We start from the raw sequence: 11,536 nt of genomic DNA, 5'->3' as shown, positions 1-11,536 counted from the left end.
GGCGAGCCTTGATGCCATGACCTCCACTCGCGTTCTAAACGACAAACCCGACTGGGAGCGCGACGCCAAAGCCTGGCCGAATCGCCAGTGCAGCCGTTTTCTCGAAGCAGGCGGCCTGCGCTGGCATGTCCAGATAGCGGGTGAAGGGCCGGCGCTGCTATTGATTCATGGCACGGCGGCCGCCAACCATTCCTGGGGCGCGCTGCTGCCGCTGCTCGCCAAGGACTATTGCGTGATCGCGCCGGACCTGCCCGGACACGGCTTTACCTCGGCGCCTGACTCCGCGCGACTGTCCCTGCCCGGAATGGCGGCGGCCCTGAACGCCCTGCTGCTCGCCCTCCATCAGTCGCCCCAGGTGGCGGTCGGGCATTCCGCCGGCGCGGCCATTCTCGCGCGCATGTGTCTGGATGGCCTCATCAATCCTCGCTTGCTCATCAGCCTCAATGGCGCCCTGCTACCGTTGCGCGGCCTGCCCGGCAAAGTCTTTTCACCCGTGGCCAAGCTGCTGGCGCGTTCATCCTTGGTGCCGCGTATCGTCGGCCATGACGCCAAACGCCAGGGCGCCATCGAGCGCCTGGTGGACAGCACCGGCTCGCATCTGGACGCGCGCGGGGTCGCGCTCTACCGCCTGCTGGTCAGTAGTCCCGGACATGTGGCCGCGGCGCTCAACATGATGGCCAACTGGAATCTGGAGCCACTGGCCCGCGACCTGCCGCGACTGGCGTGCGATCTGCGACTGCTGGTCGGCAGCCGCGACCAAACGGTCCCCCCCTCCGAAGCCGCGCACGTCCGCGCCCTGGTGCCAAGGGCGACCATCCAGCGTCTCGAGGGACTCGGCCACCTGGCGCACGAAGAACAGGCCGAGACAGTTGCCCAGGGCATCTTTCGCGCCATCAAAGACACGTCAGCCACCAACCAACCCAAATCAAACACAAAAAACTCCTAAAACCAAGCATCAAGACAGCTTGATTTCAAACAACCAACTTCTTCACCTCTTAACTTCTTAACTTCTTAACTTCTTCTTCACCTTCAAACATCAAAAAAAGGACTCCTTCATGCCAGCCTACGATCTCTACGCCCTCGGAAACGCTCTTGTCGATATGGAATACAGTGTCACGCCCGAGGATCTGCAACGACTCGACATCGACAAAGGCGTCATGACCCTGGTCGATGAAGCCCACCAACTGCGCATCATGGAACACCTGCACGAACACGATCATCATCGCGGTTCAGGCGGTTCGGCGGCCAACTCCATCATCGCGCTGAGCCAATTCGGCGGCCAGGGATACTATTCCTGCAAGGTCGCCGATGATGAACTGGGGCACTTCTACCTGAAAGACCTGGTCAACGGCGGCATCAGTACCCGCGACGCAAGCTTTCTCGATCAGGGCGACACCGGCCGCTGCGTGGTTCTGGTCACTCCCGATAGCGACCGCACCATGTGCACCTACTTGGGAATCAGTGGCAATCTCTCGGTGCATGAACTCGACACCGACGCCCTGCGCGCATCCAAATGGTTTTACACCGAAGGCTATCTGGTCACATCGGATACGGCCCGGATCGCGGCGATCGAAGCGCGCAAAATTGCCGAGCAAGCTGGGGTGAAAACCGCACTGTCCTTGTCGGATCCAAACATGGTCAACTTCTTTAAGGATGGACTCAGGGAGATGATTGGCGAGAAGCTGGATCTGATCTTCGCCAACGAGTCCGAAGCCATGGGCATGGCCGATACCAATGATCTCAACCAAGCGGTCGATTATCTGAAATCCGTTTCCCGGGAGTTTGCCATCACCCGCGGCCCCGAGGGTGCTCTGGTCTTCGACGGCAAGGACATCATCGACATCGATCCGGTCCCGGTCAAAGCTGTCGACACCGTCGGGGCGGGAGATATGTTCGCCGGCGCCTTTCTTTATGGCCTAACCCAGGGCTGGAGCCACGCCCGCGCCGGTCGTCTGGCCTCGGCCGCCTCGGCCAAGCTAGTGACCAGCCTGGGCCCACGCATTAGCCGCGAGGAATCCCAGGCCATTCTCAAACAGGTCGACACTGCCTGAGGCTGATATCGTCCTTGTGGTGCTGAGTTCCAGCACCTCCACGACGCGTGCGCGTGGAGGGCTCGGATCATTGTATGACTCCCTTTGCATAAAGCGCCTCGCGCGTCAGCTTCTGACGTAGCGACAAATCCTCCTGATCGCGGATATCGATGTTGGTGGCAAAAAACCAAACATTATTCGGCGTTTCGACATAGCCCACATACCAACCGATTGGCGGATCGGCGCGCATGGCCCAGCCGGTCTTGGCCCAGAGTCGATAGCCAGGCCGCTCTTCGACCAGCATGATCTCGCGCAAGGTTGCATAGGCGTGCGGGCTGAAGGGAAGCTCGCGGCGATACATCTTTTGCAGAAAACGCACTTGCTCGACCGCGCTGATCTGTAGCGAACCATCGAGCCAGAATGTTGTTTCATCGAAAGGTTCATGCAATTCGCCAAAAGCGCTCGCGGCCAAATAGCGGCGATAGGTCTCGGCGCCAATGGCGCGCGCAAAATCCTGGTAACACCAAACACAGGAGACCTTGAACGCACTCTCTAGGGTTTGGTCTTGATTCCAATCCGGAAAATCATGAACCTGTCCGTCCCATTCGAGCCGGTCGTCTTTTCCACTAACGACCTTTTCCTCCAGTGCGATGAGCGTGTTGAGAATCTTGAAGGTTGACGCGCAGGGGAATCGCTGTTGGGCACGCGCCTCGTCATGAATATAGCGCTGCTTGCCATCCAGCGATGAAATGACGATAGTGCCTTGGATATCCCGTTCCGCGAAGACCTTAGCGAGACTCGGGTCTTCGGCGCGGGCTGACACGGACAACAACAGAGACGCAACGACGAGAAGATATTTCACGGTTCATCACCACCTGGTTCGTTAACAAAGCCAGATCCCCCGGCATGACCGCGACGAGCACCTGCTTGGAGGCTCGCGCAATCGACGCCTGCCGTCGCCAGGGTTGCCCACCGCCACAAGGCTAACATCTCATGCTGCCTCGGCGCCCGGCAAACGCCAAAATCCGCGGAAACTCCCCAAATCGGTCTCAGAGGCGCGTTATCATGGGCCACCGGCGTCCCGCGCCCGTCGGGCGACGCCCTCTGCTGCCGTTGCGAGAGATTTTCCATGAAACAAAGCATCCTGGTTGTCGATGACGAACCCGCCAACATCGACCTGCTTGTCGACTGTCTGAAGGACGACTACCACATGAAGGCCGCGACCCGGGGCGAGAAGGCGCTGCGCATCGCGCGCGCTTCCGAACAACCGGACATGGTGTTGCTCGACATCATGATGCCGGGCATGGACGGGCTCGAGGTCTGCCGCCAGCTCAAGGAGGACTTCACCACCCGCCACATCCCGGTGATCTTCATCACCGCGAAAATCAGCATCGAGGACGAGATTCGCGGCCTTGCGCTGGGTGCGGTGGACTATATCGTCAAACCCATCAGTCCGCCCATCGTACAGGCGCGGGTGCGCACCCAGCTCGCGCTCTATGATCAAAACCGCGAGCTTGATGCCAAGGTACGCGAGCAAACCGCGCAATTGCACGAGACCCGGCTCGAGATCATCCGCCGCCTCGGGCGCGCGGCGGAATACAAGGACAACGAGACTGGCCTGCACGTCATCCGCATGAGTCACTATGCGCACATTCTCGGGCTCGCGCTTGGCATGGACGAGCGCGATGCCGAGCTGCTGCTCAATGCCGCGCCCATGCACGATATCGGCAAAATCGGCATCCCTGATCGGATTCTGCAAAAGCCCGGCAAACTCGACGCCGAGGAATGGGCCATCATGCGCACCCACGCCCAGATCGGCGCCGATATCATTGGCGACCCGGGCGACTCCGAGTTGCTGGAGATGGCACGGGTGGTGGCCCTGACTCATCATGAGAAATGGGACGGCAGCGGTTATCCGCGCGGGCTGGCTGGCGAGGACATTCCGCGTGTCGGGCGCATCGTGGCCGTGGCGGATGTGTTCGATGCCTTGACCTCGGTACGACCCTACAAGGCCGCTTGGCCGGTGGAAAAAGCCGTGGATCTGCTAAAAAGCGAGGCTGGGCGCCATTTCGACCCGGAGTTGATCCCGCTTTTTCTTCAGGCATTGCCGGAGGTGGAGGCAATTCGCAAACGCTACGCCGAGGCGGGCATGATGGAGTGACTACCACTCACCGCACACCAGGAACTGACAGATAAAACGAATCCCGATCATGGAAAAAGCAAGCCGCATCCTTATCGTCGATGACATGACGAACATGCGCCGCACCCTGCGCTACGCGCTGGAACGCCTCGGCTATGCCGTCGCCGGCGAGGCCGCCGACGGCGTCGAGGCGCTCGGCATGCTGCGCCGCGGCAACGTCGACCTGGTGCTCAGCGACTGGAACATGCCCAACATGGATGGCTTGGCGTTACTCAAAAAGGTACGCGGCCAGCCAGCCACCGCCAGCCTGCCGCTGGTGATGGTGACCGGGGAGCTGGAACGCACCAAGGTGGCCGAGGCAATCAGGGCCGGGGTGACGGATTTCGTCGCCAAGCCCTTTACCTCCGAGACCCTGGCGCAGCGGGTGGAGAGCGCGCTCAAGGGCGCATCCGCCAGCGATACCAAGCCCTTTGCCGACCCGACCCTGGCGCGCATCCGCGTCGCGCGCAAGCGCGACCCCGAGCGGCAGCGCATTATTCTGACCGTGGATGACGAACGCGACAACATCGAAATTGTCGCCGAGGCGCTCAAGCCCGACTACATCGTCAAGGCCGCCATCAATGGTCGCACCGCGCTCAAGGCGGCGCGCGCGGAGACGCCGCCCGATCTCATTCTGCTCGACATCATGATGCCGGAGATGGACGGCATGGCGGTGCTGAAAGCGCTCAAGGCCGATCCGCGCACCACTGATATTCCGGTGATTTTCGTCACCGCCAAGACCCAGAGCGAGGACATCGCCGCCGGCCTCGACGCCGGCGCGGCGGACTATGTCACCAAACCTATCCAACCGTTGGTGCTGCGCGCGCGCATCGCCACGCAACTGCGGCTGAAGGACGCCACCGATACCCTGCGCGAGCAGCTCGACCTGACCGTGGAGCATGTGCGCTTGCAGGAAGACATCGACCGCATGGTGCGGCACGACATCCGCAATCCGCTCACCGCCATCGTCGGCTACACCGAGGAGCTGAACGATCTCGCCTACCTCTCCAGCGTGCAGCGCGATCTGGTGGACAAGATCGAGCAGGCGGCTTACACCGTCAGCGAGCTGGTGAACTTCTCCGTCGAGTTGCTGCGCATCGAGCGCGGCGACTACCAGCCCAAGCTCGCGCCGGTGGATCTCGTCGGCCTGAGCCAGCGCGTGGCGCGCGATCTGCAGCCGCTGGCGCGCAACAAAAGCGTCGACGTGGTATTGCAGGATCAGAGCGAGAAAGTCGTCGTCAAGGCCGAGCGGCTGCTGGTCTACAGCGTGCTGGCCAATCTGATTCGCAACGCCATCGAGGCCGCGCCGGCCAAAAGCAGCGTGCTGGTGCGCTTTGGCCGCGAAGATCAACAGGGCCTGATCAGCGTACTCAACAAGGGCGAGGTGCCGGCGGCCATCCGCCCGCGGCTGTTCGACAAGGGCGTCACCTTCGGCAAGGAAGGCGGCTCCGGTCTCGGCACCTACTGCGCCAAGCTGATGACCGAGGTCCAGGGCGGGCGCATCAGCTTTGTCAGCAGCGCCGAGGACGGCACCTGCTTTACGATGAAATTACCTGCCACGGTAGGGGCGAGGGGCGAGGGATGAGGGGCAAGGGGCGAGCCCTTAGCCCCGCGCCTCTTACCCCCTAACCTCTAACCCCTCGCCTCTAACCCCTAACCCCTAACCCCTAACCCCTCGCCCCTAACCGCCCCATGGATCCCAAACCCAGCATCCTCATCGTCGATGACGAGCCCGCCAACATCGACCTGCTGCGCGCTCAGCTCGGCGCGGGCTATCGCATCCGCGCCGCGACCAGCGGGGCGCGGGCGCTGGCCGCCGCGCGCAAGGCGCCACCACCGGATCTCCTGTTGCTCGACGCCATGATGCCAGAGCTGGATGGCTTCGGCCTGTGCGAACAACTGCGCGCGGACCCCACCACCGCCGCCCTGCCCGTGATTTTCATCAGTGGGTCAGCCGCGCCGGCGGACCGCGCCCGCGCCGCCGCGCTCGGCGCGCGCGACTACCTGACCAAACCGGTCGCCACCGAGACGCTGCTTGCCGCCGTGCAAGCCGCCCTCGCGCCCATTTGACCCGCGCCCCGCCTTCCCGGCACCCATGACCATGCCATCCACCTTGAGTCTGCTGTCCTGGACGCTGGCGCTGGTCGCTGGCGCGCTGCTGCTGATCGCCGCCCGCTGGAAGTGGGCGGACCAGCCGCGCGGCGTCAGCTTAGACGCCACCCCAAACGCCAAAGAGGCGCCAGCACCCGCGCCCCGCAACCGTCGCCGCCCGAATCTCATCGGCCCGGCGCTGGTCGCCCTCTTCCTCGCCCTTGCCTTAATGCTCGCCGAGCAGGGACTCAAGGCCATCGAGCGTGAACTGCGCGAGCGCCTCGGAGACACCCTGGCATCGGTCAACCAGTCGGCCGAGCAGGCCATGCAGCTGTGGATCGAGGCGCGCGTGCGCGAGGCCGCCCATGTCGCCCGGAATCCCGCGCTGCTGCCCTTACTGCGCGATCTCGAGGCGCGCACCGCGGATCCGCGCAGCGCCGCCGAGCAACTGACCAGCGCGCCAGCGCTCGCCGCGCTGCGCCAATTGCTCGCCACCCAGCGCGACCTGATCGGCAGCGATGACTTTCTGCTGCTGCGCCCCAACGGGCTGGTGCTGGCGGCCAGCACCGACAGCCCCATCGGCCAGACCCACGGACTGCCCAATTGCCAGCCGATGGCCTTTACCCGCGCCCTGGCCGGCGCGCCCGTGTTCATCTCGCCGCACAATCTCGATGGCGTCGACCTCGGCGCCGCCTGTGAGCCGGACACCCTGTTCCTGCTCGCCCCCATCAGCGACGCCCAAGGCAACATCCGCGCCCTGCTCGCGCTGCGCCTCGACCCCGCCGCCGCGCTCGCGCGCCTGACCCGCATCGGCCAGATCGGCGCCAGCGGCGAGACCTATGCCTTCGACCGCCGCGGCCAGTTGCTGACGCCGACTCGCCTCGATCCCGCCGGGCTGGAGCGCGCACAGGGTCAACCCGGCGCCCGCGTCGCCGACCCCGGCGGCAACCTGCCCGCCGGTCATCGCCCCACCCGCGCTCCGGCAGACTGGCCGCTGACACGCATGGCCCAAGCGGCCACCGCCGGCGAGAACGGCATGGATACCCAGGGCTACCGTGACTATCGCGGCGTGCCCGTCATCGGCGCCTGGACCTGGTCGCGAGAGCTAGGCCTCGGGCTGGCGACCGAGATGGATCTGGCCGAGGCGCTGGAGCCCTATCGTGCCCTGCGCGGGCCCTTGCTTGGCGCCCTGCTCGGGGTCATTGTGCTGGCGCTCGGACTGACCGGCGCTTTGCTGTCCTTCGGTCGCCGCGCGCGCGTGCGCCTCGATCAACTGATCGAAGCACGCACCCGTGACCTGCGCAAATACGTTCAGGCCGTGGAGCAAAACCCGCTGTGCATTGTGGTAACCGACCGCGACGGCGCCATCGAGCACGTCAACCCCACTTTCACCGAGATCACGGGTTTCAGCGTCGACGAGGCCCTCGGCGAGAATCCGCGCCTGCTCAAAAGCGACCGCACCCCGCGCGAAACCTACAAGGATCTCTGGGCCACCATCCTCGCCGGCGACACCTGGCACGGCGAGCTGTGCAACCGCAAGAAAAACGGCGAGCACTACTGGATCAGCCTGTCCATCGCGCCGGTCAAGGACACCCACGGGCAGATCACCCATTTCGTCGGCATCGCCCAGGATCTGACCATCACCAAGCAGGCCGAGCTGGCGCTGCGCGAGGCCGAGGTGGCGCGCAATCTGGCGCTGGACGCCGCCGCTGTCGGCTTGTGGAGCGGGGACTTGCTCACCGACACCTGGCGCTGGGACGCGCGCGTCGCCCGGCTGCTCGGTCTAAGCGAAGACGAACCGGCCTCGGTGGAGCGCTGGATCGCCACCCTACATCCGGAGGATCGCGCGCGCGTCATGGCCGCCTTCGAGCCGGCGGTGCGCGGTCTGCAAACCCTGGAGATCGAGTATCGCGTCTGCTGGCCCGATGGCAGCGAGCACTTTTTGGTGGCCCGTGGCAAAACCGTGAGCGACGACCAGGGCCAGCCACTGCGCATTGATGGCGTGGTCTATGATCGCACCGAGCTGCGCCGCGCCGAGGCCGAGATCGCCGCCGCCCGCGAGCACAACGCACTGATTCTCGACTCCGCCGGCGAGGGCATCATGGGCATCGACCCCGCCGGCAACATCAGCTTCTGCAACCGCGCCGCCGGCGAGCTGCTCGGCTACCGGCGCGACGAACTCATCGGCCAGCCGCTGCACGCGAGCATTCACGCCCAGCAGCCGGATGGGACCGAGTTCCGCGAAGCCGACTGCCCGATGACCCACACGCTGCACGACGGCCAGCGCCGTCAGATCGAGGAAGACACCCTGTGGCGCAAGGACGGCTCGCCGCTGCTGGTCGAATACATCGTGGTGCCCATGCGCAAGGGTGGCGAGCAAATCGGCGCGGTGCTGGTGTTCAAGGACATCGCCGAGCGGGTGCGCGCCCAGAACGCCTTGCTCGCCGAGCGCCAGCAGTTGCAGGAAATTCTCGATTCCAGTCCGCTGAGCGTCGCCATCACCGTGCAAGGCGTTATTCGCTTCGCCAACCCGAGCTTCCGCGAGACCTTCTCCCTCAAGGTTGGGGATCGCACGCTCCAGGTCTACGCCAACCCCGAGGAGCGCGCCGAGATGCTCGCGCGCATGGAGCGCGATGGCCGGGTCGAGAACTTCGACCTGCAAATCCGCCGCCGCGATGGCAGCCCCGGTTACATGCTCGCCAGCTTCGTCAAGCTCGACTATGAGGGCGAGTCCGGCATCCTTGGCTGGCTGCTCGATATCAGCGAGCGCCGCGCCGCCCAGGAGGCACTGGCCCAGGCGCGCGACGCCGCCGAGGAAGCCACCCGCGCGAAGTCGAACTTCCTCGCCAACATGAGCCACGAGATTCGCACCCCGATGAACGCCATCATGGGCATGTCGCATCTCGCCCTGCAAACCGAGTTGACCGAGCGGCAACGCAAGTACATCGAGATGGTCAACCGCTCCGCCGAGGCGCTGCTGGGAATCATCAACGACATTCTGGATTTCTCCAAGATCGAGGCCGGCAAGCTCGACATGGAAGCCACCAACTTCCGCCTGGAAGATGTCCTCGACAACCTCGCCAATCTGGTCGGCCTGAAAGCCGAGGAAAAAGGCTTGGAGCTGCTGTTCGAGCTACCCGCCGAGCTGCCCACGGCGCTGATTGGCGACGCTCTGCGCTTGGGGCAAATTCTGATCAATCTCGGCAACAACGCGGTCAAGTTCACCGAACCCGGTGGTGAAATCCTGGTGCGGGTCGCGGTCGCGGAAGAGGGCGCCGACACTGTGACGCTGCATTTCTCGGTGCGCGACACCGGCATTGGACTCACGCCGGAACAACAACAGCGGCTGTTTCAGTCCTTCACCCAGGCCGACAGCTCCACCACCCGCAAGTATGGCGGCAGCGGCCTGGGGCTGGCCATCAGCAAACGCCTCACCGACCTGATGGGCGGGGACATCTGGGTGGACAGCGCGCCCGGCGCCGGCAGTACCTTCCATTTCACCGCCCGCTTCGGCAAGCAACGCGGCGTGCGCTCGCAGCGGCGCATCAAGGCCGAGGCCATCGAGGCGCTGCGGGTGCTGGTGGTCGACGACAACCAAAGCGCGCGCGAGGTGCTTGAGGCCATGCTCAGTGCCTTCGGCTTCCAGGTCGCCCAAGCCGCGAACGGCGCCGCGGCCATCGCCCAACTCGAACAGGCCGATAGCGCCGCGCCCTTCGACCTGGTGCTGATGGACTGGAAAATGCCCGACATGGACGGCATCGAAACCGCCCGCAGCATTCAAAATGACCAGCTGATCGCCCACGCCCCCACCGTCATCATGGTCACCGCCTATGGCCGCGACCAGGCCCAGCGCGCCGCCGATGGTCTGGAACTCGCCGGTTTTCTCACCAAGCCGGTCACCCCATCGAGCTTGCTCGACGCCATCCTGATCGCCATGGGCCGCGAGGCGATCAGCGACACGCGCGAGGCGAATAGCGAGGGAACCGCCGCCGAGGCCCTGATCAAACTGCGCGGCGCGCACATCCTGCTGGTCGAGGACAACGCCATCAATCAGGAACTGGCGCTGGAACTCCTCACCACCAATGGCATGACCGCCGCCGTCGCCAACAACGGCCAGGAAGCGCTCGAACTCTTGCGCCAACAAGGCTTCGACGGCGTGCTGATGGACTGCCAAATGCCCATCATGGACGGCTATCAGGCCACCCGCGCCATCCGCGAGAATCCCCAATGGCGCGACCTGCCGGTGCTGGCCATGACCGCCAATGTGATGGCCGGCGATCGCGAGAAGGCCATCGCCGCCGGCATGAACGACCACATCGGCAAGCCGGTGAAGGTGCGCGAAATGCTCGCGACCATGGCGCGCTGGATTGCTGTCGAGAAGATAGAAAATAGCAAAGAGGAATTCGGAACGCGGGAAGAGGTCATCGACAAACGCGACCAGCCATTGGCAAGTCGCCATGGGCAAGAAAAAGCGCCACAGACGACCGCGGCCGCGTCTTCGCTCACCCCTCGTCCCTCGTCCCTCGCCCCTCGCCCCTCGTCCCTCGCCCCTCGCCCCTCGTCCCTTGCCTCTCTCCCCGGCATCGACACCCAAGCCGGCCTGGCCACCGCGCAGGGCAACGAGGCGCTTTACCGCCGTCTGCTCGGGCGCTTCCGCGACAGCCAGAGCGACTTCGCCGATCAATTCGCCGCCGCCCTGGCGGCGCGCGAGCAAGACCCGGACGCCGCCACCCGTTGCGCCCACACACTCAAGGGCGTGGCCGCCAACATCGGCGCCGAGGGTGTGCGCCACGCCGCCGCCGCGCTGGAGGCCGCCTGCCGCGATGGCGAGTCGCCCGCGATCATCGACAGCCAGCTCCAGGCCACCCTCGCCGCCCTCGCGCCCGTCCTCGCCGGACTCGCCCAGCTCGAACAACCCGCGTCAGCCACGGCGGGCACGGGCACCGGCACCGGCACGGAAATAGGATCACCACAGACCATCGACCCGACCGCCCTGACACCCGAGCTGACCCGCCTGCGCGCCCTGCTCGAAGACGACGACACCGAGGCCACCGAGGTCATCGCCGCCCTGTCCAACCAACTCGGCGCCCACCCCTTGGCCCAAGCCCTGCACCCCGTCGCCAAGGCCGTCGACGCCTACGACTTCGAAGCCGCGCTCGAGGCGCTGGATCAGTTGGAAAGCGCCTTGGCTGCGCGCGTGGATCAACGCGAAGAGATAAAGGCTTTGTGACACAGA

Annotated in this window: 7 protein-coding genes; 6 read left to right on the top strand and 1 reads right to left on the bottom strand. The window is 64.7% G+C overall.

Annotated features, from left to right (window positions below; all coding sequences use genetic code 11):
- The first annotated feature begins 16 nt into the window (after window positions 1-16).
- Together bchO and Thiowin_RS08815 are read left to right on the top strand one after the other, a co-directional pair.
- Window positions 17-946: an alpha/beta fold hydrolase BchO gene (gene bchO, locus Thiowin_RS08820; RefSeq protein WP_328987362.1), complete on the top strand. Its 930-nt coding sequence runs from the start codon at window positions 17-19 to the stop codon at window positions 944-946.
- A 109-nt stretch (window positions 947-1,055) separates the two neighbouring features.
- The gene (locus Thiowin_RS08815) at window positions 1,056-2,051 is read left to right on the top strand and encodes an adenosine kinase (RefSeq protein WP_328987361.1); all 996 of its coding nucleotides are present in this window, start codon (window positions 1,056-1,058) and stop codon (window positions 2,049-2,051) included.
- 67 nt (window positions 2,052-2,118) lie between these two features.
- Here Thiowin_RS08815 and blaOXA read toward each other — a convergent pair whose 3' ends face one another.
- A complete protein-coding gene (gene blaOXA, locus Thiowin_RS08810; RefSeq protein ID WP_328987360.1) occupies window positions 2,119-2,892 on the bottom strand; it encodes a class D beta-lactamase in 774 nt (257 codons plus the stop codon).
- A 267-nt stretch (window positions 2,893-3,159) separates the two neighbouring features.
- Here blaOXA and Thiowin_RS08805 point away from each other — a divergent pair, with 267 nt between their 5' ends.
- The 4 genes from Thiowin_RS08805 to Thiowin_RS08790 all read left to right on the top strand — a co-directional run bounded on the left by Thiowin_RS08805 (window position 3,160) and on the right by Thiowin_RS08790 (window position 11,530).
- A complete protein-coding gene (locus Thiowin_RS08805; protein WP_328987358.1) occupies window positions 3,160-4,191 on the top strand; it encodes an HD-GYP domain-containing protein in 1,032 nt (343 codons plus the stop codon).
- A 49-nt stretch (window positions 4,192-4,240) separates the two neighbouring features.
- Window positions 4,241-5,794, top strand: a complete 1,554-nt coding sequence (locus Thiowin_RS08800; protein WP_328987357.1) for an ATP-binding response regulator — start codon at window positions 4,241-4,243, stop codon at window positions 5,792-5,794.
- 107 nt (window positions 5,795-5,901) lie between these two features.
- On the top strand, window positions 5,902-6,279 hold the full coding sequence (locus Thiowin_RS08795) for a response regulator (protein ID WP_328987356.1): 378 nt from the start codon (window positions 5,902-5,904) through the stop codon (window positions 6,277-6,279).
- A 31-nt stretch (window positions 6,280-6,310) separates the two neighbouring features.
- Window positions 6,311-11,530 (top strand): PAS domain S-box protein, encoded by a 5,220-nt coding sequence (locus Thiowin_RS08790; RefSeq protein ID WP_328987355.1) that lies wholly within the window; start codon window positions 6,311-6,313, stop codon window positions 11,528-11,530.
- The last annotated feature ends 6 nt before the right edge of the window (window positions 11,531-11,536 follow it).

Origin of the sequence: Thiorhodovibrio winogradskyi, from assembly GCF_036208045.1 — a bacterium.
Classification (GTDB): Bacteria; Pseudomonadota; Gammaproteobacteria; order Chromatiales; family Chromatiaceae; genus Thiorhodovibrio; species Thiorhodovibrio winogradskyi.
Note: the sequence above shows the minus strand (reverse complement) of the source record. Positions and strands in the feature narration are given on the sequence as shown.

Bases quoted from the DNA above. Each gene is read 5' to 3' on its own strand.
- Thiowin_RS08815 (WP_328987361.1), top strand. From the start codon at position 1,056: ATGCCAGCCTACGATCTCTACGCCCTCGGAAACGCTCTTGTCGATATG.
- Thiowin_RS08790 (WP_328987355.1), top strand. From the start codon at position 6,311: ATGCCATCCACCTTGAGTCTGCTGTCCTGGACGCTGGCGCTGGTCGCT.
- bchO (WP_328987362.1), top strand. From the start codon at position 17: ATGACCTCCACTCGCGTTCTAAACGACAAACCCGACTGGGAGCGCGAC.
- Thiowin_RS08805 (WP_328987358.1), top strand. From the start codon at position 3,160: ATGAAACAAAGCATCCTGGTTGTCGATGACGAACCCGCCAACATCGAC.
- Thiowin_RS08795 (WP_328987356.1), top strand. From the start codon at position 5,902: ATGGATCCCAAACCCAGCATCCTCATCGTCGATGACGAGCCCGCCAAC.
- Thiowin_RS08800 (WP_328987357.1), top strand. From the start codon at position 4,241: ATGGAAAAAGCAAGCCGCATCCTTATCGTCGATGACATGACGAACATG.